Raw genomic sequence first — 23,551 nt, 5'->3', positions numbered from 1 at the left:
CTTTGAGGCAGGTTGCCCACGTGTTACTCACCCGTCCGCCGCTAATCCACTTCCCAAAGGAAGCTTCATCGCTCGACTTGCATGTGTTAAGCACGCCGCCAGCGTTCGTCCTGAGCCAGGATCAAACTCTCAATTTAAAAGTTTAGTCTTTATCAACTATATATAATCGATAAAACCTTGCTCAATTACTATTTTTTGATTCTCAATAAGAATCGACTGGCTTATTTCTCTGTTTAATTTTCAAAGACCTATTTGTCTGTCGCACTCAAGCGACTTTTACAGTATACAACTTCAAATTTGTTTTGTCAACACTAATTTATTTTTTTCTTAAATTAGTTTTTGAAGTGAACCTTAGCTTCTAATATTTCAATAAGAAACTTGTCCTCCGTGGGACATTTGTTATTGTATCACAGGTACCTCTTATTTCTACAAACAAATTAATCTTTATAATTAGTTTATCTTTATAAATTATTAAATTTCATCTTATATCGCCATTTTTCAGATAATGATACACCAGATAAAGTTTATGTGAATACTTCTACTTTTAACTTGAAAAACAATATATAGAAGAAACCCTATGCATTCACATAGGGCTTCTTTTTAAAAAATCTATTAGCTACAAGGTGAAGTGTAGTTTGCTACAACTCTAACTCTTAAATCTAATGCCTCGCATAAATCATGTTGTGGTAATAAAAAGTCAAATGATCTGCGCACTGTTCCGCAACTGTTTCCATGTCCACAACAACCTTTATCATATACTAAATCATCATCTACATTAGATGTATATTGATTTCTACTTGCAATAAATGTGTCTGCTTTAAAAGCTAAAACTTGGCCAGATCTATTCATAACTATACATCCTACAGTTATTTCTCTACCATAGCATACATTTCTTAATACTACTCTTGTCCTTAGTAACCTAGTTTCTGATTTACTAATATCCATAGGGTCTAAACTAGTACTTTTACACAATTCACAAGGACTAAAATGAACAGATTGTGTCATTGAATCATTTTCACAAAAGCTACTTAAATTAAATTCTTCAGCAACAGAAAAGTTATCAACTTCTATATTTCCTTTATAAATATTTATATCATCCATATATATCTCACCACCAATAATATTAGTTAGTATTTTTAATACCTATGATACAGTATATGACGTTTATCCTAATTTGTTTACATTATTCCCAACTAATTTCGAAAAATCCATTTTCTTTTGCCATATCATATTCTAATTCTATGTCTACATCTCCTGATTTGCTATTATCTATTTTTATATTTTTTTCTTTTATTTTATTTTTATCTTCTGCTCTTTCAAGCATTTTCTTTGTTTCTTCTTCCATTATTTTTAAAGGTGTAGCCTTATTTTCCTTTTCTTCAACTTTCCTATCTACAGTGCATGCTAGAATAAGTAAAGATATACTAATTTCCCTATTATTTAATTTATTAACCAAGACCTCTTCTACAAACATAATTGGCTCTTTTTTACTGTCCCCTTCCCCATTGATTGAGCTGACTTCAACTGGTATAAATGACGCAAGAGACTTTTGTATATTACTTAAATACCTTTTTGAATCTTCTTTTGCTGATGTATATATTAATTTTATATCTATAAGCCCATGAAAAAAAACTTTATATTGTCCTTGAGTCTCTATTCTTTTATTTTCTACTATAGAATTTTCTAAAATAACTTTTTCTATTTTTCCTATATCTTGATCTTCCTCAGGAATTCTAAATTGAAAGTTTAAACAGATTTCTTTCCTTGGATAGTCTAATTCATACTTACTTATTTTATCTTGAGAAGTAATTCCTTCTACATACATACTTATTACCCCTTTCCTTAATTAATGAATAATGAACAATGAATAGTGAATAATTGTTGTTCATTAAAATAAAAAACTGGACACAGTTTTTTATTTTATTACTGGTGCTACTAAAATCTTTGTTTTTAATATAAACTCTCTTTTGCTTACTATTTTTACAGATACATCTTCTAAAGCTACATATGCTGTTCTCATATTAATATTTTTATTATCATAATGTAACTTTCTATAAAAAGGAATTTTATAATATAATTTATGACATTTCTTTTCAGATTCCATAGATATATAAGAAACTTCTATATTTTTATATGCTGCTATGTTTAAATTACATCCTCTATATAATTCATCTTTTTCTATGGATTCTATTCCAATTTTTATATCTATTTTTTCTATTTTATCTATGTCAAATACCTCATCAGATATTTTTAATGTATCCCATTCCCACTTTTCCGCTTTTGGAATATCTTTAATGTACTTAGGAATTCTATTTTCAGGAGTGATTCCTTTGACAATTATGTCATACTTCTCCATTATAAGTACCTCCTCTGTTTTAATTTCATAATACATACTATGATTAATCCCCTTAAAATGAGCATAAAAAAAGAAGACATAAGTCTTCTTCAAAACTATATTGTAACTATTTTAAAAATAGCTAATATTAATAGTATAGCTCCTATAAATATTCTATAGATAGCAAATATTCTCATAGGTTTTTTTTGTAAGAATTTTATAAACTTTTCTATAACTACTAAGGATACTAGAAAAGCTCCTACAAAACCTACTATCAATGCTATAAATTCTATATTAGTCATATAGAATCCACTTTTCACTAATTTTAAACCTGATGCTCCTACCATAACTGGTATAGCTAAGAAAAATGAAAATTCTGCTGCAACTACTGGTGAAAGCCCAGCTATCCATCCCCCCATAATAGTAGAGGCTGATCTAGACATTCCTGGCCATAGCGCTAAACACTGAAACATTCCTACAAATATAGATTGTCTTAATTTCATATCATATATATTTTTAGTTTTACTTCTTCGTCTGTATTTATTTTCTACAATAATCATAAGTATACCACCAATTACAAGTCCAATTGCTACTGTTATTGGATTAAATAAATACTTGTCTATGTAATCATCTAATGAAAAACCAAATATAACTGCTGGAATACATGCTACAACTATGTTTATCCAAAATCTTAATCCTCTTCTGTCTGGTGCAAATATATCTTTTACACTGTTGAGTAGCTTGTCCCAATAAACCACAACTACTGCTAATATAGCTCCTAACTGTATCACTACATTAAATAAATTTGCATAATCTCCTTTAAAATTAATAACATCGGATACAAGTATTAAATGTCCTGTTGATGATACAGGAACAAACTCTGTTAGCCCTTCTACTATTGCAAGTATTATTGCTTTTAATATTAGAAGCATTCCATCACTCTCGCTCTCTATACATAAATTTTAAAAACAATCCTATATATTATACTACTTTTTTCATGATTATAGTATGGATATTAGTAAAATTATTATAATAATTTATTTATCAGCTGTTAAATACTTTAAATTTACTTCTCTTAATATATTTTTCTTATCTAAAGATAATCTTATATTATTTTCTCCTTCTTTTAAAGGTATAGTAAAATAGTTATTTATATCCATCCACTCATCATTATTTATACTTATATAAAATCCTTTCAACATTCCACTATCCTTAAAAGCTGCTCCATAGATTATTACCTCATTATCTTTTCTATTATCTTCTGATACTTTTTTAGATAATATTAGTGTAGGTATTTTATCCTTATTATCAGATTCTTTCCTTGCAGCTGTTGGTGGTTTCTTAAATATTATATCATTATTTACAAATATAGTAGGACGAATTATTCTTCCTTCTATACAAATCTCTGGTATAGGTCCTTTAGGTATATAAGTAATAAAAGAATTACTCTTAGGTAACCCATAAAGATTATTATCTATTTGTATAGTATATGTATACATATAAGGCTTCATCTTTTTAACATACTTTTCTATATTCTTTATTCCTTTTGTATTTACATTATCAAGACCCTTATTTAATAATTCTATTGCACTTAAAAGCTTTCCTTCACTCTCCATATAAGTATTACTTGCTACATCTAACATTATCCATTTATTATGTTTGCTGCTCCAAACTTCACAAATTTTATAATAATAATCCTTGTCATTATGTTGACTCCCCTTTATTCTAAACTCTCCTCTTCTTGCATATAAACCTAGTGATGATGCACATTGACTAAACACTATTGAAAATTCTCTATCAGAAAAACTATTGTTATTTTCCGCTTGTTTAAGTATATTTATAGCATCATTTTTTGTGCTCATACTTCCCTTATTAAACTCCATTTTCTGATTTATCCAATCCATTATCTTTAAAGCTTTATCTAATTCATCAGTGCTATCTTTAACTATCTCATCTAAATCATATTTTGCTTTTAACTTTTGTAGATTAGGATTTTTCTCTGACTCATAATAAAAAACTATATTGTCTCCATCATAAAAATTTTCCCATTTAGTGGTGAATACACCTTCCTCTGATTTTTTATTACCACATCCAATAAAATTACCACTAGCTATAGCTAAAATTAGAGAACAAATTATAAATTTTTTAGAAATCTTACTAAAACCAAAACCACTATTTTTCATAAAATATCCACCTCAAATCTTAAAACTAATTCACTAATAGTCTATATCGACCAAACCATATTTAAATAAAGACTTTTATCAATATAAAAAAGATGTAGTATTGTTTCTATAAACAATACTACATCTATATATTATCATATATTCACAGTTTTCCTTGTATTTTAGTAAAACAATTTAAGCTCTGGTATTTCCAATTTTTCATTGCCTTTAGCCTTTTTATATTGTTCTAAAAGTTTTTTTCCTTTTTTATAATTTTCTTCTATGGTTTTTTTATTGTATTTATCCATATTTCCACTTATATAGTTTTTAGCTGTCCTTAAGTTATACATTCCTCTTTCCAAATCCATATTAACCATCATATAGTAGCAACCTGCATTATTTAGAGTTAATGGGTCATTTTCGTCCTTATCATAAGCTTCTTTTATTTCTTTTATTGCCTCATTATTTTTACCATTTAAAAAATATATCGTTCCTAAAGTTCTATGATACTTTGGAATTTGTGATTTAATTTTAATGCATTCCTTTAAAGTTTTTTCCGCTTCTTTATCTTTGTTTTGATATATATAAGTTAAAGCAATATTATATTTTACTTCTGCATCTAAAGGTTTTACTAACTCTGCCATTTTTAAGTATTTTAATGTTTTATCCATATCTTCTCCTCTTTCTAAGGAGTAATTTGCTGTATTTATCATTATATTTTTATTATAAGGTTCCTTACATAAAGCTATATTAAAAAATGTATCTACATTTTTTATTTGATTTTCTTTAGTATTATTTTTTTCCTCTTTATTTTTTAAACTCTTCTTTTGTCTTTTAAGTATTTCAGGCATTAAAAAGGCATAATTGTCTACATAGTCTTGGTTTTCATAAATAGATTTTATACAATATTCCTCTGCCTTATTTAAATCTCCCATTGACAAGTAGAACCAAGAAGCTGTGTGGTATACCCTGTAGTCCTTTTTATTTTCCTTTAATAGCTTGTCTATTACCTCTTCTGCCTTATCTTTTTCTTCTTTGTTCACTAGTATAGAAGCCTCTATAGCTTTTGGAATTATTTTGCCTATATTCTGTCCTTTTAAACTATCCATTATTTTTTGTGCTTCTTCTGTTGTTTCTAAACTTCTTGAATATATTTTAGCTCTCCAAATTCTATAAGCTAATTCTTCGGGCTCTTTTATAGATAATTTAGATATTGTATCCAATACTTTATTTTTATCATTTATAGCTTCATGAATGATTACATCATAAACTTTGTATTCATCCTTATTTAAATGCCAAGCTTTTTTTAAATGTTCTATTGACTTCTCTTCTTCTCCAACACTCATAAGCATCTCAGAATATTTAGCCATATCATAAGAAGATTTTTCATCTAAGGGATAAGACTTTAATAACTTTTTTGCCTTTTCATACTCTCTATTAAAAATATATGCAGAAAACATAGATGCTATAAGTGTTTTATCCTTTGGATTTTCTTTTAAGAATCCTTCTCCATCGGACAATGCCTTTTTATAATCCTCATTAATTAATTGAATGTACGTTACATAACTTAAGGATTTTGAATCCTTTTTATCATTATTTTTTATTTCCTCTATATTTTGTATTGCTTTATATTTATCTCCCTTTAATGAGTAAACTTCTGCTGCCTTAGCTTTCCATATTATAGCACCATCTTTTTTATAAGATCTTTCATATTCTTCTAAAGCCTTATCATAATTACCTTCTATTAAATATTTATCTCCCTTACTATTAGAAATATGCTGTGTATTTTTTAAAGAAAATCTATATATAACTAGAGCCGATAGTACAACAATTATAGATAAAATTATTAAGATCGTTATAGATTTATCCATGATCCCATCTTTCAATCCGGATTCTATAGAACTGTTTTCACTATTGTTTTCAGGTTTCAAGTTGTTCAAATGGAGCACCTCCCCCTTATATATTAAGTAAATATTATCAAATATATATTTAAAAAGCTATATAAATATTCATGGAATATTTGGAATTATAGACAAGATAATATATTAAATTCAATAATTTTATATTAACAATATTAATTAAAAATGATGTATAATATGCATATATATAAAATTATATTATAATACATAATGGAACTTAGTTCTTTAGGGGGAATTTAATGGTAAAAAATAATAAAAGAATTGGTAGAAACGTTCTTATCTTTATCTTATTAGGTCTTCTTATGTTAACAGGAACTATTTCTTACATTATTTATTATTCAGTTAATAATGAAGATAAATTGTCTAAGGTAGAATATGGTGGTAAGATAAAAAGAGATAAACCTAAAAATAAAAAAGAAGATTCTCCAAAAAAAGATATATTATCTGAAGTGTTACTTAGCTTTGCAGGAGATTGTACTATAGCTACTGATTCTAAGTTTGCTTATGAAAATAGCCTTGTCCATATTTATAACAAAAACGGACAAGACCCTTCTTACTTTTTTAAAAATGTAGCTAATATATTTAAAGAAGATGATTTAACCATTGTAAATTTGGAAAATAATTTTACTGAATCTAAAGATAAAGCAAAAAAACAATTTAACTTTAAAGCTCCTCCTTCCTATGCCAAAACTTTGCCTGCTGGCTATATAGATGGTGTAGATATAGGCAATAACCATATATATGACTATAAGCAAAAAGGATTTGATGACACAATAAATAGCCTTAAAGAAAACAATATAAATTACTTTGGAGAAGGATTTAAGTGGATAAAGGAAGTTAAAGGAGTTAAATTAGGTTTTTTAGGCTATAGGGGGTTCAATGACTATCCAGAGTTTAGAACTCAAATAGAAAATGAAATAAAAGAACTTAAAAATAAGGGATGCAATGCGGTTTTAGTTAGTTTTCACTGGGGCTTAGAGTCTCAATATTATCCTATAAAAACGCAAAAAGATTTAGCTTATTATGCTATAGATAAGGGAGCTGATTTAATAATTGGTCATCATCCTCATGTACTTCAGAGTATAGAAAAGTACAAAAATGCTATAATATGCTATAGTTTAGGTAACTTTTGCTTTGGTGGAAATTTTAATCCCAAAGATAAAGATACAATGATTTTTCAAATAAAATATAATTTTAAGAATAGAGAAATCGAAAACTATGAAGTTAAAATAATTCCTTGTAGGATATCTTCTGTTACTTATATGAACGATTATTGTCCCACTCCTTTACAGGGAGATGAAAAGGATAGAGTTTTAAAGAAGATTAAAGATTTATCTCCTAAAGCTTATTTTGAAATATCTGATAAGTTCTATAAGGTAAATGTAAAATAAAAGTGTATAATAAAACAAAATTTATACGAAGGAAGTGTCTAAAATTAGTATAAAATCTTATTTAAGCATTTTATTATCTAAATTTGTAATATTTTTGTCTAGAAAACTTTTAAAAGGAGGTACTAATTTCCCAGGAAAAGTGGCATTAAAAATAGACAATAATATCTTAAAAACTGTAGCAAAAGACTACAAAATTATATTGGTTACTGGTACTAATGGTAAAACTACAACTACTAGTATGATTTATAATGTGTTAAAAGATAGTGGAAAAAAGGTTATTACAAATGCCTCTGGTGCAAATATGTTGCCAGGAATAATAACTTGTTTTGTAGAAAATTATAAGTTTAATAAAGAGAAAAACCCTTTCCCACAGGAAAAGTATGCTGTTATAGAAGTTGATGAGGCAAATGTTCCTCTTGTAACAGAGTATGTAATCCCTGAATTTATAACTATTACAAATATTTTTAGAGATCAATTAGATAGGTATGGAGAAGTTTACACTACTTTAAATAAAATATTAGAAGGAATAAAAAAAGTTCCCTTTTCTACTTTAGTTCTAAATGGAGATGAGGCACTATTTAGTGAAACTAATTTACCTAATCAAAAAATATACTATGGTTTTAAAGAGGCAATTACCAATAATAAAGAAGAAAATATAAATACTGACTCTAAGCTTTGTAAAAAATGTAATCATCCTTACACATATAATTTTTTAACTTATAATAATTTAGGTGATTTCTATTGTGAAAATTGTGGAAATAAAAGACCTGTTCTTAATTATTTTATAAACGAAGTACTAGAACTTACCTCAGAAGGATCTACTGTTGTTATAAATGGAACTCAATACTACATAAATCAACCTGGTGCCTATAATATTTACAATGCTCTTTCTGCATTTTCTATAGCTAGAGAATTAGGAATAGAAAAAAATATAATAACTTCTTCCTTTAAAAACCAAAAAAGTTCCTTTGGTAGACAAGAGGAGTTAAATATTGAAGGAAAAGAAGTTAAAATAATATTAGTTAAAAATCCCGCTGGTTGTGACCAAGCAATAGATACTATAGCCTTAGATAATAGAGAAATAAATTTAATAACTATTTTAAATGATAATACCGGCGACGGAAAAGATGTTTCTTGGATATGGGATGTAAATTTTGAAAAACTTAATTCTTTAAATATATCTAAAACAATAATATTTGGTAGTAGACTTTATGATATGGCAATTAGACTTAAAATAGCTGGTCTTTCTCATGATGAATTTTCCATTTGTCAAGATTATGAAGGTGTTTTATCAGAAATAATATCTTCTAATGGAGATACCTTCTATGTTTTAGTTACATACACTGCTATGTTAGAATTTAGAAAGTTTCTTCACAATAAAAAATATATAGAAAATCTTTGGTAGTTTTAGGAGGTGTTAAATATGGAATTAAATATATGCCACTTATATCCAGATCTTTTAAATGTTTATGGAGATTATGGAAATATCCTTATATTAAAATATAGATGTGAACAAAGAAATATAAAAGTAAATGTGTTCAATGTATCTATTAATGATGAATTTTCACCAAAGGATTTTGATATTACACTATTAGGTGGAGGTCAAGACTATGAACAAGCAATAGTATCTAAGGATTTATTAGAAAATAAAAAAGATGCTATTAAAGAATATATAGAAAATGAAAAAGTTCTTCTAGCTATATGCGGAGGATACCAACTCCTAGGAAATCACTACACTACATCTAATGGAGATACGTTAGAAGGTCTTGGTATACTTGATATACATACAGAATCCTCTTCTGATAGACTAATTGGTGATGTAGTAATTTATAATGAAGAGTTTAATGAAAATTATGTAGGATTTGAAAATCACTCAGGTAAAACCTATATAGGAAAATTAAAACCTTTGGGTAAAGTTATTAAGGGTTCTGGAAACAATGGAGGAGATGGCTTTGAAGGATGCGTTTATAAAAATACCTTTGGAACCTATCTTCATGGAGCATTACTCTCTAAAAATCCTGAATTAGCAGATAGACTTATAAAAATCGCTTTAAAAAATAAATATAATGAAGAAATAAAATTATCTTTTATTGATGATGGTCTAGAATTCAAAGGGAAGGACTTTATGATAAACAGATTAAAAGATAAAAAATAATAGGAAGGAATTTTTTTAATGCAATCTATCCAAAATAATATCGAAAGCAGTATAGAAAATAATATTTTAAAACATAACCTACGCAATAAGCTTGCACACATTTTTAAAAATCATTTTATTTTTTTAATAACTTTACTATCACTATTTTTAAAATCTTTAATTTTTATAGCATATGTAGCTTCACCTACTGGAGCCAAAATATCCATAGCAAGACTTCCATTTTATCTTATAAATACTTTACTTTATATATCTATAATTTCTATTTTTATATCCTTTTGCTATCTATTTAAGGGGAAAAAACAAATAATAGCATTCTTAACTGTTAACTTTATGTTTTCCCTTTTTATGCTTTGTGATTTAATTTATTATAGGGGCTTCCAAAGTTTTATATCTATATATAATTTATCACAAAAAGGAAATCTTGAAAATTTAGGTTCCACTATAATTTCTTTAATAAAACCTTTGGATATAGTATTCTTTTTAGATATATTTGTTATTGTATTTATTTTAATAAAATATAAAAGAGATTTTATTTTACCAAAAAAACAGGTGGCTTTATCTATTTGCATTTTACTTATAAGTATTTCTGTACCTTCTTATTATCATTATACTTATGATATTTTAGAAAAGCATGGTCCTAATAGAAAATATTTTCATATATATTGGTCTCCTCTTTATAATATTTCTAAAATGTCTCCTGTTGGATACCATATATATGATAGCTACCTATATTTTAAAAATTCTAAGAGACTAGCTCTTAACACTGAAGATAAGACCTCTATAAATAAATGGTTTACCACAGCTAAAGAAGATTTACCTGATAATGAACAGGCAGGAATTTTTAAAGGTAAAAATCTAATATTTATTCAAGTTGAATCCTTAGAAAGATTTGTAATAGGACAAAAGGTTAACGGTGAAGAAATAACCCCTACTTTAAATAAAATTTTAAAAAATAGCTTTTATTTTTCATCAATATACGAACAGGTTTCTGGTGGAAATAGTTCTGATTCAGATTTAATGGCTAATACCTCCACATATCCTGTAAAAAATGGAGCGACTTTTTTTAGATTCCCAGATAATAAATATAATTCTCTACCTATGATGATGAGTAAATTAGGCTATAAAACATCTGCATTCCATCCTGATGGTGGAGGATATTGGAACTGGATGCCTGCGCTACAGTCCATGGGTTTTGATAAATGCACAGATATTACTGGATTTAACGTAGATGAAACTATAGGTCTTGGTATAAGCGATGGAACTTATTTAAGACAGTTAGCAGATAAAATAAGCAATCAACCTAAGCCTTTTTATTCATTCTTTGTTACCTTAACTAGTCATATGCCATTTAATTTACCAAAAGAGCATAGACATATGAAATTATCTGATACTATGGATAAAAATGTTTTAGGCGATTATCTTCAAAGTATTCACTATACAGACAAGCATATTGGAAACTTTCTAGCTTCTTTAGATAAAAACGGTGTATTAGATGATTCTGTAGTAGTCATATATGGAGATCATTGTGGTGTACATAAATATTACAAAGATAAACTTAATGAAATACAACCAAGAGAAGATTGGTGGTTTAAAAACGACTATGAAATTCCTCTACTTATATATTCTAAGGATTTAAAAGGTAAAGAAATAAAAACTATTGGTGGACAAATAGATATTTTACCAACAGTTGCATATCTTATGGGTGTGGATAAAAAAGAATATATCAACACTTCCATGGGGAGAAATCTTTTAAATACAAATAAAAATTTTGTAGTTTTAAGTAATGGTGTTTTCATTGGAGACTATGAAACAGAAAATGAAAAGAAAAAGCTAGTAGAGGGACTTAATATATCTGATATAATGCTTAGAAGTAACTATTTTAAAAACTATTATAAAAAATATAAACCTAACCACTAGTAAAGAAATATCTCAAAAATTTCTTTTTAATATATAAGGAGAGTGTTAAGAAATGTTTTAATTTATCTTAACACTCTCTTTATTATTTTCTATTTATCAAACGCAGTTGTATCATTTTCTTTCTTTCTTCTATTGTTAAATCATCAAAAGTTCTAAATTTAAAATTATTTTCTTTTAAATATTCTATAGTATCACTAAGTGCATCTACTGTAGTTGTTTTATAATATCCATCATGCATAAGTATTACTGCAAAGTCTTTCATGCTACATTGATTTATCACATTTTTCTTTAAAATTTTAGCATCTACTGTTCTACTTATTGCATCTCCTGAACACACATTCCAATCCACATAGTCTATTCCATTAGATATTAATTTATTTCTTATATCCCCTAAAACTTTAGCATTGGATACTAAATTATCTGATCCTCCAGGTAATCTCACATAGTTTTTAGCTTTCTCTCCAGTAATTTTTTCTATTGCTGCATTGCACTTATTTAAATCATAAAAAAAACTTTTGGTGTCTTTATATATCACTTTATAGTTATGGGAATAACTATGAGGTAATATACACATATCACTGTTTTTTAATTCCTTTACTACATTGGGATATTTTTCTAATTCACTTCCTACAACAAAAAAACTTCCCTTTACATTATGTTTATTTAATATATTTAGTATTCTTAATGTATTATTTGCTGAAGGTCCATCATCAAAAGTTAGAAATACTATTTTTTCATTATTTTTTACGACCTGTCCCCTTAAATTATAGTTTTTCCCCATAGTTTTAGAAGGTGTAAATAATGAAATTATAACTGCTAATAATAAAATATATATTATTTTTTCTTTCTTAATTTTTGTTTTTCTTCTAAAAACTAACACAGAATATACCTACTTTCTTTATGATATTTATAAATCTCCTCATATATAGAATTTCCTTTAGTTTTTTATTAATTCTAAAATCTATATAACTTCTTTAGGTAAGTTTTTATACTTTTAATAAAAAAAGCCACAACTTTAACTTTTTAAAATTTATAAAGTTAAAGCTGTAGCTTTTATTTATTATATTTTTCCTATTATTATTTCTTCACCTTTTATGTCTACTCCTATTTTACATCCTTCGTATATATCTCCTTTTATTATTTGTTTTGCTATTTTAGTTTCTAATATATTTTCAATATATCTTTTTAAAGGTCTAGCTCCATAAATTGCATCATATCCTTCTTTTGCCATAAGTTCTTTCGCATTTTCTGTTACAATCAAAGTTATATTTCTATCTTTTAGCCTATTTTCAATATCTTGTAGGAATATATCTATTATTTTAGTTATTTCTCTATTTGTAAGTGGTTTAAACATTATTATATCATCTAATCTATTTAAAAATTCTGGTTTAAATCTATCCTTTAAGGCATTAGATACTTTATTTTTAACTGTTTCATCTATTCCGTCTTCTTTTTTATTTTCTAAAAGATAGGAACTACCTATATTAGATGTCATTATTATTATACAATTCTTAAAGTCAACTGTTTTTCCTTTATTATCTGTTAATCTTCCATCATCTAATATTTGCAAGAATATATTAAACACATCATCATGAGCTTTTTCTATTTCATCGAAAAGTATTACAGAATAAGGTTTTCTTCTAACTGCCTCTGTAAGTTGACCACCTTCTTCATATCCTACATATCCTGGAGGAGCTCCGATTAATCTGGATACAGAATACTTTTCCATATACTCTGACATATCTATTCTTATTATATTTTCTTCACTATCAAATAAATTTTTGCATAGAGTTTTAGCTAATTCAGTCTTACCAACTCCAGTTGGTCCCAAAAATATAAATGATCCTATTGGTTTTTGAGGATCTTTCATACCAGCTCTTGCTCTTAATACAGCATTTGAAACAGCTTCTACTGCTTCATCTTGACCTATAACTCTACTCTTAAGTTCATCTTCTAATCTTAATAATTTGTCTTTCTCTCCTTCAATAAGTTTTGTTACTGGTATTCCTGTCCAATGAGATATTATTTTAGATATCTCATTCTCTGTTACTTCTTCTTTTAGCATATTCCCTTGACTATTTTCTTTTATAAGAATTTCTTTTTCCTCTATTTGACTTTTAATCCCTGGTATTATACCATATTTTAATTCTGCTACTTTATTTAGATCATACTCTCTTTCTGCTTTTTCTAACTGTCCCTTAACTTCATCTAGCTTTTGCTTTAAATTTCTCATATTAATTATTTGTTCTTTTTCTTTTTCATATTTTGCAGTCATCTCTTTATCTTTTTCTTTTAAATTGCTTAATTCTTTTTCTAAATCTTCCAATCTTTCTTTTGATCTACTATCTTTTTCTTTAGCTAGAGCTTCTTTTTCTATCTCCATTTGAAATATTTTCCTCTTTATAGAATCTAGTTCTGTTGGTAAGCTATCTATTTCAGTTCTTATCATAGCCCCTGCTTCATCTATTAGGTCAATAGCCTTATCCGGAAGATATCTGTCTGTTATATATCTTTGAGATAATTTTGCTGCTGCCACGATAGCTGAATCATGAATTCTTATTCCATGATGTATTTCAAATCTTTCCTTAAGACCTCTTATTATTGATATAGTATCCTCTACTGTTGGTTCATCTATAATTACTGGTTGAAATCTTCTTTCTAATGCCTTATCTTTTTCTATATATTTTCTATATTCATCAAAGGTAGTAGCTCCAATACAATTTAGCTCTCCTCTAGCTAACATTGGTTTTATTAAATTACCTGCATCCATAGATCCTTCAGTTTTTCCTGCTCCAACTATATTGTGTATTTCGTCTATGAATAATATAATTTTTCCTTGGCTATTTTCGACTTCCTTAAGTACAGCTTTTAATCTCTCTTCAAATTCTCCTCTGAATTTAGCTCCTGCAATTAAAGCACCCATATCTAAGGAAAATATAATTTTATTCTTTAGCCCTTCTGGTACATCTCCTCTTACTATTCTTTCAGCAAGTCCTTCAATAATAGCTGTCTTACCAACTCCCGGATCTCCTATTAATACTGGATTATTTTTAGTTCTTCTTGAAAGAATTCTTACAATTCTTCTTATTTCTTCATCTCTACCTATAACAGGATCTAATTTATGTTTTTTAGCATCTTCTATTAAGTTTCTTCCGTATTTTACTAAAGCCTCATAAGTTCCTTCAGGATCCTGAGTATCAACTCTTTGGTTTCCTCTCACCTGCTGTAATACATTTAAAAACTTATCTTTTCTTATATTAAATTTATCTAATATCTTTTTAATAGAAGTAGACCTTCCTTGCATTAGAGAAAGCATTATATGTTCCACGCTAATATATGAATCCTTAAAATCCTTAGCTATACTTTCTGCTCTAATAAAAATTTCTTCAAAGGATCTAGTAGCATATACTCCACTATTTTGCGCTCCATCTCCTAATACCTTAGGCATTTCATTTAATTCTCTTTTTATTTCATCTCTTAAAACTTTTATATTTATATTCATTTTCCCTAAAATATTTGGGATTAATCCGTCTTCTTGAAAAACTAAAGCTGCAAAAAGATGAAATGGCTCTAATTGCTGATGATTATACTTTACTGCAATTTTTTGAGAATCATTTATTGTTTGCTGAACTTTTAGTGTTAATTTTTCTATATCCATATATATATACCTCCTTATTGAGCACAGGTTACAAAAGTTTTGTACTTAATTTTTGCGACCTGTCCCTATATTTACCTATATTTATATTAAAACAATAGTCAAAGAAAGTCAAAGTCTATATAACTCTATTTTTTGTCGTTTTTACTTATTTTGTGATTTTTTTTAATTTATATTACATTTTCTAGCTATACATTTAAAATTCTCTTTAAAATAAATCTTATTATTTCAATACAAAAACCTATAATCTTTTATGATATTCTCCTCATTTTTTATTGAGGTGTAGTTCATAAAAGATTATAGGTCATTTTAATAATCTCTTTTATATATTATATATGTTTATATTTGTAATTAATATTTTAATTTTTAAATCTTTTTACCTAATTTAACTGCTAAATTAAAATATTCAATAGATTCTTCTATGTTATTCATATTATAATACATATTTCCTATATCAATATATCTCTCATACAAATCCTTTTTCTTTCCAAATTTCATAAGAACATCTAAAGATAAATTCATATAAGTTTCTTGTTCTTGTGTATTTTGTTTTCTTTCCGATAATATAGATTTATAATGATAGGCTTTTTCTATACACTTCATATTATTTGTTTTTATTGAATAGTCAATTGCATCATTTATTATACTTTCAAATTTCTCTATATTGTCATTATTTATAAGATTATCTAAGCATGTCATCATAAATACAGCAAATTTATTTAAATCATCTTTCGGGTAATATTTTAAAGCTTTTTTTATATATTCTGTTCCTTTGTATTTTAAATTTACATTCATCATAGCTATTGCAAAGTCATATGTGACTCTAGCTTTCTTATATGTTTCCTGTCCATAAAATTCATAAGCTATATACTTATATTTTTCAAATTTATCCATATCCATATTGATAATACTTAATGTTGCAATGATACTATAGGTATCTGCTTTTTCAATATCTCTTTGAAAATAATTTACTATATCTAAAAGTTTCTGGCTTAATTCATAAGCTTTTTCATAGTTTTCTAACATAATATAGCATTTACATTCATTTAAAGTTGCCTTAGCTGAAATATAATTTTTTCCTTTTTGCTCTGCGCCTTTCTTTACCATATTATAATAATTAACTGCTTGTACATATTCTTTAGATTTGTACAAATATTTGCCAATATCCATATAGTACTTTAATTGATTTTCTTCTAATGAAGATTTTATACTTATTTCATAATATCCTGGAATTAATGCTTGTAATCTTTCAAGCCTATTATTTTCTATATTATATAAAAACAATAAATGCATTATATAAAATGCCTCATCATAATATTCATATTTTAAAGCGAAAGCTAAATTATAATTTAATTTACTTTCATATTCTGCATTTTCTTTATTGTTTTCTATTTGTCCTACATTATTTGTAATTTGAGTTTTTACATCACATTTCAAATACTCTATATCTAAATCTAGTTTAGATGCTATATAATCTATAATCCAGCCTTCTGCAGGTATTTTATCATTTTCTATACAACTCATTTTGGATACAGATACTTTATCACCACATATATCTTTTAATGTATATCCTTTATAAATCCTTGCTCTCTTTATTTTTTCACCAACAGAAAATATCTCCATATTACCCACCATCCATTATCCTTCTTTAAGAACACCTATTTTTTTAAATAACGTTACTCCCTCATTTAAGTACGTTGCTGCATCCTTTTCTTTACCTATATCTATATAAAATTTACCTAACATTATAGATATCTCAGCTGCATCTTTTAAATAATCAACATTCTTAACAAAGCTCAATGTCTGAACTAAAGTATTTTCCGCCTTATTTAGCTCACCTTCTAACATATGTATTTTGTATTTTAATATATAATATTTTATCAAAGACTCTTTATCATCATCTTTTATATTTTTAAATATATTTTCCAATGCTCTATTGGATCCATCTATGTCTCTTATTTTTATATAATTTTCACATATATTTATTAGCGTTTCTATTAGTTTATCATCTTTCATAATAAGTCTTAGCTCTTTTGCTTTATTAAGATGAATGAAAGACTCCTCGATATTTTCAAATTCAGAAAATAATTTTCCTAGGTTATTCTCTATTTGAGCCATATAAAATTTATCATCCATCTTCTTAAATATACCTAATGCTTTTTGAGAATACTTCACTGATTCTGTTATATTACCACTTTTACTATATTGTTCTGCCATCATAATTAGAATCCTACCATACTCTTTTTCATTATCTAATTGTTTGAATTTTTCTTTTGCTAGAAATAAGTAATTTATAGATTTATCTAAATTCTCTAGTTTTAAATTAGTATAAGACATATAGTAATAAATTTCTCCTAATAAAAAATCGTCTCCTATATTATTATCATTGTAAACTTTTTCTGCCTGCTGAAAATAACTATATGATGAGTGATATGCCTTTAACTCTAAAGTTATCTTTCCTAAATTAACAAAGGATTTTATAATTTCCTCATATTTATTATTTTTTATAAATACAACATTAGCTGCTAAAAGAGCTTGCTGAGCAAGGGTAGGATTCTTTGCTCTCATATATATTAAGCCTCTTAAATAAAAATTTTTAGCTTTTTTGTACTCTAGATTATACTTCTCTGCATAATATAAAGCTTTTTCTGTATATTCCTCACCTAAACTTAAATCATTATTTAAAATGTGAGCTTCTGCTATATTTTCAAAATAGTAGCATACTTTTTCTGCTTGTGTTTCTTCTGTTTCCATTAAATATTCTATAGATACATCTAAAGCTTCAGATAGATATTCTAATAAGTCCATACTCGGATTTGATTTTCCAGACTCCACAAGGCTTATTTGCCCTGGTGTAATTCTATCTCCTGCTAAATCCTTTAATGTCATATTAAGTTCTTTTCTTCTTCTTTTTATCTTTTCGCCAAGAGATAATATTTCCATATTCATTCTTCCTTTACTATCAATAAGTTATTTTAATACGCTATTTTAATATATTAATTACTTAAAGTATTACTTTATTTGTTTAAATTCTTTATAATTTTGCATATAATAAATTCAAAGCTTTTTGTAATTATTATGTCTATTATACCATATTATTATAATTTTAGAGTATTTTATCTACATGATACTACTGTTTTTATTATATATCTTAAATTTTATTTTTCTTTTTTTTAAATTTTTTTACTTTTCTTTTCAGTAAAAAATCAAAGGTATAATTTTATTTTTATTATTTATAAAATTACACCTTTGATTATTACTACAATAGTCTATTTAACTTTATATTTACATATTTAATTAAATTAATGAATTTTTATCTCATATATCTTGTCATTCCATCATAAGCATCTTGAGCCATACTTCTCATATATCTAGCAGTTCTTTTCATTTTTCTTTTTGTTCTTCTATCCATTTGTGGAGCCATAAGTATCGTAGCTGCTGCTCCTAAAATCATACCTGCCATAAATCTTTTTTGCATCATAATACATTCACCTCTTAAAATATTTATTTTGTAAGTATTTTATGTATCTTTAGCATTTTTTACTCAAGAATATTTTGTCAATTTCCAAAGGAAATTGACAGTGAATGACTAATAATGAATAATTATGGATAACTTTTGCCACAGCTCTTTATTTTCAACTGGAGTTTTATTTTCAGTCTTCCATTCATGTTTAACCTATGAGTTTATCCATCTATTATTTATAGCATTTACAACATAAGCTGAATCACTGTAGACTTTAACGTTACAGCTTTCTTTTCCATTTCCTATGCAAGTGCACCATCTGTATAGAGTACAACCTTTTTCATAGGATTGTCCTATCTCTCTTCTTTTAAATTTTGCTATAAAATTATTTCTATTCCTATACTTTCTTATTGTTCTTACTTCTTTTCACATATTTCCTATTATTGCTTTTATTTTCTCTTTTTAGAGAATTATTTATAATACCACTAACGCTATCTACTATGAGTTTAACATTTTGTATTCCAACAGTTTGCGATATGTATTTTACAACTTCTTTTACTAAAACTATTATATCTTTATCTCCTTGCCAGTTTTCTTTTATTATCTCTTCTGGAACCTCATTTATCAAAGAATTTAATCCATAAAATGCTATAACCACATCATCTATTTTACCTATAAAAGGTATAAAATCTGGCAAAATATCAAAAGGCATAGCTAAGTAAGCTAGTACTGCTGCTGCCTTCCCTTTCGTAGTAATACTAACTCTCTTATCTTTAAATATTCTCCACAATAATGAAACTATATCTGGAACTACCATACTATATTCAATTATCTTTCTATATTTATCTGGTGTATTATTTATAATACCTTCTCTTACCTCTGTATAAGAATCTTCTAAAGGTATAACCTCTTCTTTTTCTTTATTTAAATCTACTTTTGGCTTACGTTTATCATATTTAATATCCTCTATTTCTACCTTTACAATATTTTCTTCTAAGTTTATGTTTTTTAAATTCAAATAAAAATTAGGTATTAGCTTAGTTACTTCATTTAAGTTAATAAATATATTATCTTTATCAGTATTAACACCATAATCTTTAAATTTCTTTAATGCTTTGTCTAAAGCTATACTTTTTATAGGCTTTATTATTCCTAATTTTAACACTTTTATACTAAAAATCTTAACACTCAATTTATTTTCTTGTATATTGCCAAATCCTATCTTTGCATAAAAAGGAATCTTCAATATTTTTTTATAAGTTCCCTCTATTTTTATAAAATTATTAATTTCAATTTTATCTATAGATAAATATTCTATGTTTAAATTTTCTTTAATCATATTTAATATATCTTCACTAGTTAAAGCTACTACAACCGATGATATATTCATAAAATGCCCCCCATCCTAATTACTAATTTTAAATTACTATTTAAAAATTTACTAAAGTATTTATATATAAAAGTATACATTAAATAATATTTTCTGCAATATTATTTAGAGCCAGGTCGAAAACAATACCATAAATTACTTTAACAAAATTTATGATTTTCATTAGACTATATAAAATAATTATTATAGTATTGTGTTATATCTGTATAAAAATTTATTTTAGAAATATCATGATTGGAGGTTAAAAATCAATGTTTAAGAATAAAAAAATTATTTTACCTATTATAATTGCATCACTATCCTTAATATTTTTATTGTTTTTTAACTATAAAACACGATCAGTCACCAATAAAAATTATGTGGAGTTTTTAAATGCCTTGTCTTCTAAAAAAGTTGTATCCGTTTATCTAACTGATACTCCAAAAATTAAAATTAAATTAAGTGATGGAAATTTATATCAAATGGACAATCCAAGAACCGATAATTTTAAGGAAACTCTTTTAAGACAGGGTGTACATGTATCTGAAAATTCTCCTCTAAACTATTTAACTCTTACTTTTTCAGCATCTTTTATATTATCTGTAGCTTTCTTAGTAGGTATTTTGATGAAATCCTCTAACATCACTTCTAAAAAGGCATTCTCTCTAGATGCCTTAGATGTATCATCTACAGAAGAAACTGCTTTTACGTTTAAAAACATAGCAGGTAATGAAGAAGCAAAAGAAAGTGTACAAGATGTTATTGATTTTTTAAAAAATCCTAAAAAATATGAATCTTATGGTGCTAGAATGCCTAAAGGCATTATACTTTATGGAGAACCTGGAACAGGTAAAACTTTATTAGCTAAAGCTATAGCTGGAGAAGCTGGTGTACCTTTCTATGCTTTATCTGGTTCTGATTTTGTACAAGTTTATGTAGGTGTTGGTGCAAGCAGAATACGTCAATTGTTTAAAAAGGCTAGAAACCATAAAAAAGTAGTAATATTTATAGATGAAATTGATGCTATTGGTAAAAAAAGATCTAATTCTAAGAATGGTAATTCAGACGAAAGAGATCAAACTCTAAACGCTCTTTTAACTGAGATGTCTGGGTTCAATGAAAGCGAAGGCATAGTTGTAATCGCTGCTACCAATAGATTAGACATGCTTGATGATGCATTATTAAGACCCGGGAGATTCGATAGACATATTGAAGTTAATCTTCCAGATATTTCAGCTAGAGAAAAAATATTATCATTATACTGTGAAAATAAACCTATCAAAAATTTTAATATAAAAGATTTTGCTCAAAAAACAGCTTATTTTTCAGGTGCAAAACTAGAAAATTTAGTTAATGAAGCCGCTATATTAGCATGTAAAGAGGAAAGTGAATATATTGAAAATATTCATTTCGAAAAAGCCTTTTCTATAATTTTAGCTGGTTATGAAAAACAAAATAGAGATTTTATCCACAATACTGATAAGAAAATAACTGCTTTCCATGAGGCTGGACATGCTCTTGTATCTATGCTAATGCTACCTGAAGAAAAAGTCTCAAAAGTAACAATAATTCCAAGCAATAAAGGTGCTGGTGGGTATACCTTAAGCATACCTGAAGATAAATTATACAAAAATAAAAATTACTTAAATAAAAAAATAATGGTCTTGTTAGCTGGTAGAGCAGCAGAAGAATTAACTTTTGGTGCCGACTTTATAACAACAGGTGCCCATAATGATTTGAAACAATGTACAAATATTGCTTTTCATATGATAACTCAATATGGTATGGGTAATTCATTAGGTCTTTTAAATCTAGAAGAATTAATGAGTCTGAACATCGATAAAAATAATATAATTTTAGAATGTAAAAATCTTGTTGATAATCTTTATATTCAAACTAAACAATTATTAAGTGACAACACATCTATATTAAAATCAATTTCTGAGCAACTATTAGAAAAAGAAACTCTTTATTCAGATGATTTAATATCACTTTGTAATTAGTAGATATGCTGGGTATATTGGGGACAGGTCGCAAAAATTACTAGTCTATATTTTGCGACCTGTCCCCAACTTTTATCACATATTCAATACATTTTTATTTACAAATTAATGTTGATATTACTACTCCTCCAATTAATCCTCCAATATGTCCAAAGTTATCTACATTGGAAATTGAAAATCCTATAATTAAATTCACAAAAATTACTGATATTATATTATTTACAAAAGCTTTTCCTACCCTGTCTTTATATTTTAAAGAAATTATAAGACATGCCCCTAGCAAACCAAATATTGCTCCAGAAGCTCCGATGGAAATACTTGATGACATAAAATAACTTAATAGAGATGAACATATTCCTGATAAAAAATATATAGCTAAATATTTAAACTTTCCATATATTTTTTCTACTAATGGTCCTATAGCAGATAAAGCATACATATTAAGAGCTAAATGAATTAATCCTCCATGTAAAAAAATACAAGTTAATAATCTATAGTATTGCCCTATATCAATTAGAGGATTTACCTTGGCACCTAAAAATATAAGAACATCTATATTACTATCGATTATGTTTCCAGAAAGTAACGCTGTTATGAAATACATAATTATATTCATACTTATTAATATAAATGTTATAGTATTTTCCTTAATAAATCTCTTTATTTTCTTATTTCCATTTTCCCTAGAATAAGTATTATTCATATAAAATCTTATTATTTCAATTAAATCTTCTAAACCGTTGCTATACTGAATTATTTTCTTTTCACTTAAATTTACTAAGACACAATTTTCCTCAAAATAATTACCATTGCTTGAGACCTGTCTCACGAATTTAATTTTTATAAGAGTTATATTATATATTGATAAATTAGGAAATTTATTCTGTAGACTCTTAACTACACTTAATTTAGTGTCGTAGTCATATGAACTATTATACTTTTCACTACAAAATATAATAACTTCATTTATATCTTCTTGAAATCTTACTAACATCCATGGACTTAGTATGGTTTCATTATCTATATTATTTAATTCAAATAAACTGTATCTTAACGCCTTTACAGAGCTTTCAATAATAAAATTTATTGCTTCATCAAAAGCATATCTGTTATTTCTATTATTTATTTGCATTAAATACCTCCTTATATGAATATTTTTATATACCTATTATAACATTTATA

Annotated in this window: 18 protein-coding genes and 1 rRNA gene; 5 read left to right on the top strand and 14 right to left on the bottom strand. The window is 26.5% G+C overall.

Annotated features, from left to right (window positions below; genetic code table 11):
* The 7 genes from B5D21_RS09585 to B5D21_RS09555 all read right to left on the bottom strand — a co-directional run.
* A 16S ribosomal RNA gene (locus tag B5D21_RS09585) occupies window positions 1-137 on the bottom strand; the annotation flags it as partial.
* A 475-nt stretch (window positions 138-612) separates the two neighbouring features.
* Window positions 613-1,101, bottom strand: coding sequence for a hypothetical protein (locus B5D21_RS09580; protein WP_011098835.1), 489 nt, complete (start codon window positions 1,099-1,101; stop codon window positions 613-615).
* An 82-nt stretch (window positions 1,102-1,183) separates the two neighbouring features.
* Entirely contained in the window at window positions 1,184-1,825 is a 642-nt protein-coding gene (locus B5D21_RS09575; RefSeq protein WP_011098834.1) for a hypothetical protein, read from the bottom strand.
* 90 nt (window positions 1,826-1,915) lie between these two features.
* Window positions 1,916-2,356, bottom strand: coding sequence for an SPOCS domain-containing protein (locus B5D21_RS09570; protein ID WP_035111164.1), 441 nt, complete (start codon window positions 2,354-2,356; stop codon window positions 1,916-1,918).
* 95 nt (window positions 2,357-2,451) lie between these two features.
* Window positions 2,452-3,267: an undecaprenyl-diphosphate phosphatase gene (locus B5D21_RS09565; protein WP_011098832.1), complete on the bottom strand. Its 816-nt coding sequence runs from the start codon at window positions 3,265-3,267 to the stop codon at window positions 2,452-2,454.
* A 105-nt stretch (window positions 3,268-3,372) separates the two neighbouring features.
* On the bottom strand, window positions 3,373-4,518 hold the full coding sequence (locus tag B5D21_RS09560; protein WP_011098831.1) for a transglutaminase domain-containing protein: 1,146 nt from the start codon (window positions 4,516-4,518) through the stop codon (window positions 3,373-3,375).
* 161 nt (window positions 4,519-4,679) lie between these two features.
* Window positions 4,680-6,437, bottom strand: coding sequence for a tetratricopeptide repeat protein (locus B5D21_RS09555; RefSeq protein WP_035111162.1), 1,758 nt, complete (start codon window positions 6,435-6,437; stop codon window positions 4,680-4,682).
* Window positions 6,438-6,655: 218 nt separating this feature from the next.
* Between B5D21_RS09555 and B5D21_RS09550 the strand changes: the two genes are divergently transcribed.
* From B5D21_RS09550 to B5D21_RS09535, 4 genes are all read left to right on the top strand, one after another.
* Window positions 6,656-7,807, top strand: coding sequence for a CapA family protein (locus tag B5D21_RS09550; protein WP_011098829.1), 1,152 nt, complete (start codon window positions 6,656-6,658; stop codon window positions 7,805-7,807).
* Window positions 7,808-7,841: 34 nt separating this feature from the next.
* On the top strand, window positions 7,842-9,212 hold the full coding sequence (locus B5D21_RS09545) for a Mur ligase family protein (protein ID WP_011098828.1): 1,371 nt from the start codon (window positions 7,842-7,844) through the stop codon (window positions 9,210-9,212).
* 18 nt (window positions 9,213-9,230) lie between these two features.
* Window positions 9,231-9,962: a type 1 glutamine amidotransferase gene (locus B5D21_RS09540; protein ID WP_035111160.1), complete on the top strand. Its 732-nt coding sequence runs from the start codon at window positions 9,231-9,233 to the stop codon at window positions 9,960-9,962.
* A 345-nt stretch (window positions 9,963-10,307) separates the two neighbouring features.
* The gene (locus B5D21_RS09535) at window positions 10,308-11,879 is read left to right on the top strand and encodes an LTA synthase family protein (RefSeq protein WP_159444395.1); all 1,572 of its coding nucleotides are present in this window, start codon (window positions 10,308-10,310) and stop codon (window positions 11,877-11,879) included.
* A gap of 82 nt (window positions 11,880-11,961) precedes the next feature.
* Here the strand turns inward: B5D21_RS09535 and B5D21_RS09530 are convergent, their stop codons facing one another.
* From B5D21_RS09530 to B5D21_RS09510, 6 genes are all read right to left on the bottom strand, one after another.
* A complete protein-coding gene (locus B5D21_RS09530; protein WP_011098824.1) occupies window positions 11,962-12,759 on the bottom strand; it encodes a polysaccharide deacetylase family protein in 798 nt (265 codons plus the stop codon).
* Window positions 12,760-12,939: 180 nt separating this feature from the next.
* Window positions 12,940-15,537 (bottom strand): ATP-dependent chaperone ClpB, encoded by a 2,598-nt coding sequence (clpB, locus tag B5D21_RS09525; protein ID WP_011098823.1) that lies wholly within the window; start codon window positions 15,535-15,537, stop codon window positions 12,940-12,942.
* A 363-nt stretch (window positions 15,538-15,900) separates the two neighbouring features.
* Window positions 15,901-17,169 carry a helix-turn-helix domain-containing protein gene (locus B5D21_RS09520; RefSeq protein ID WP_011098822.1) on the bottom strand — a complete coding sequence of 423 codons (1,269 nt, stop codon included), beginning with the start codon at window positions 17,167-17,169 and terminating at the stop codon, window positions 15,901-15,903.
* 3 nt (window positions 17,170-17,172) lie between these two features.
* Window positions 17,173-18,477: a helix-turn-helix transcriptional regulator gene (locus B5D21_RS09515; RefSeq protein WP_035125488.1), complete on the bottom strand. Its 1,305-nt coding sequence runs from the start codon at window positions 18,475-18,477 to the stop codon at window positions 17,173-17,175.
* A 370-nt stretch (window positions 18,478-18,847) separates the two neighbouring features.
* Entirely contained in the window at window positions 18,848-19,015 is a 168-nt protein-coding gene (locus B5D21_RS13955; protein WP_242651240.1) for a YtxH domain-containing protein, read from the bottom strand.
* Window positions 19,016-19,394: 379 nt separating this feature from the next.
* The gene (locus B5D21_RS09510) at window positions 19,395-20,387 is read right to left on the bottom strand and encodes a YkvA family protein (RefSeq protein ID WP_011098820.1); all 993 of its coding nucleotides are present in this window, start codon (window positions 20,385-20,387) and stop codon (window positions 19,395-19,397) included.
* Between the two features lie 251 nt (window positions 20,388-20,638).
* Here B5D21_RS09510 and B5D21_RS09505 point away from each other — a divergent pair, with 251 nt between their 5' ends.
* On the top strand, window positions 20,639-22,369 hold the full coding sequence (locus tag B5D21_RS09505) for an ATP-dependent metallopeptidase FtsH/Yme1/Tma family protein (RefSeq protein WP_011098819.1): 1,731 nt from the start codon (window positions 20,639-20,641) through the stop codon (window positions 22,367-22,369).
* 94 nt (window positions 22,370-22,463) lie between these two features.
* On the opposite strand, the gene B5D21_RS09500 is transcribed toward B5D21_RS09505, so the two are convergent.
* Window positions 22,464-23,501, bottom strand: a complete 1,038-nt coding sequence (locus B5D21_RS09500) for a rhomboid family intramembrane serine protease (RefSeq protein WP_011098818.1) — start codon at window positions 23,499-23,501, stop codon at window positions 22,464-22,466.
* Window positions 23,502-23,551 lie beyond the last annotated feature (50 nt).

The sequence above is a fragment of the Clostridium tetani genome (assembly GCF_900167265.1).
In the GTDB taxonomy this organism is placed as follows: Bacteria; Bacillota; Clostridia; order Clostridiales; family Clostridiaceae; genus Clostridium_G; species Clostridium_G tetani.
The sequence above is the reverse complement of the archived record's forward strand: the minus strand, read 5'-3'. Positions and strand labels throughout refer to the sequence as shown.

What these genes read in the sequence shown, in the direction of transcription:
- B5D21_RS09580 (WP_011098835.1), bottom strand. Translation starts at nt 1,101, where the DNA reads ATGGATGATATAAATATTTATAAAGGAAATATAGAAGTTGATAACTTT.
- B5D21_RS13955 (WP_242651240.1), bottom strand. Translation starts at nt 19,015, where the DNA reads ATGATGCAAAAAAGATTTATGGCAGGTATGATTTTAGGAGCAGCAGCT.
- clpB (WP_011098823.1), bottom strand. Translation starts at nt 15,537, where the DNA reads ATGGATATAGAAAAATTAACACTAAAAGTTCAGCAAACAATAAATGAT.
- B5D21_RS09550 (WP_011098829.1), top strand. Translation starts at nt 6,656, where the DNA reads ATGGTAAAAAATAATAAAAGAATTGGTAGAAACGTTCTTATCTTTATC.
- B5D21_RS09535 (WP_159444395.1), top strand. Translation starts at nt 10,308, where the DNA reads ATGCTTTGTGATTTAATTTATTATAGGGGCTTCCAAAGTTTTATATCT.
- B5D21_RS09505 (WP_011098819.1), top strand. Translation starts at nt 20,639, where the DNA reads ATGTTTAAGAATAAAAAAATTATTTTACCTATTATAATTGCATCACTA.
- B5D21_RS09520 (WP_011098822.1), bottom strand. Translation starts at nt 17,169, where the DNA reads ATGGTGGGTAATATGGAGATATTTTCTGTTGGTGAAAAAATAAAGAGA.
- B5D21_RS09510 (WP_011098820.1), bottom strand. Translation starts at nt 20,387, where the DNA reads ATGAATATATCATCGGTTGTAGTAGCTTTAACTAGTGAAGATATATTA.
- B5D21_RS09500 (WP_011098818.1), bottom strand. Translation starts at nt 23,501, where the DNA reads ATGCAAATAAATAATAGAAATAACAGATATGCTTTTGATGAAGCAATA.
- B5D21_RS09570 (WP_035111164.1), bottom strand. Translation starts at nt 2,356, where the DNA reads ATGGAGAAGTATGACATAATTGTCAAAGGAATCACTCCTGAAAATAGA.
- B5D21_RS09575 (WP_011098834.1), bottom strand. Translation starts at nt 1,825, where the DNA reads ATGTATGTAGAAGGAATTACTTCTCAAGATAAAATAAGTAAGTATGAA.
- B5D21_RS09540 (WP_035111160.1), top strand. Translation starts at nt 9,231, where the DNA reads ATGGAATTAAATATATGCCACTTATATCCAGATCTTTTAAATGTTTAT.
- B5D21_RS09565 (WP_011098832.1), bottom strand. Translation starts at nt 3,267, where the DNA reads ATGCTTCTAATATTAAAAGCAATAATACTTGCAATAGTAGAAGGGCTA.
- B5D21_RS09515 (WP_035125488.1), bottom strand. Translation starts at nt 18,477, where the DNA reads ATGGAAATATTATCTCTTGGCGAAAAGATAAAAAGAAGAAGAAAAGAA.
- B5D21_RS09560 (WP_011098831.1), bottom strand. Translation starts at nt 4,518, where the DNA reads ATGAAAAATAGTGGTTTTGGTTTTAGTAAGATTTCTAAAAAATTTATA.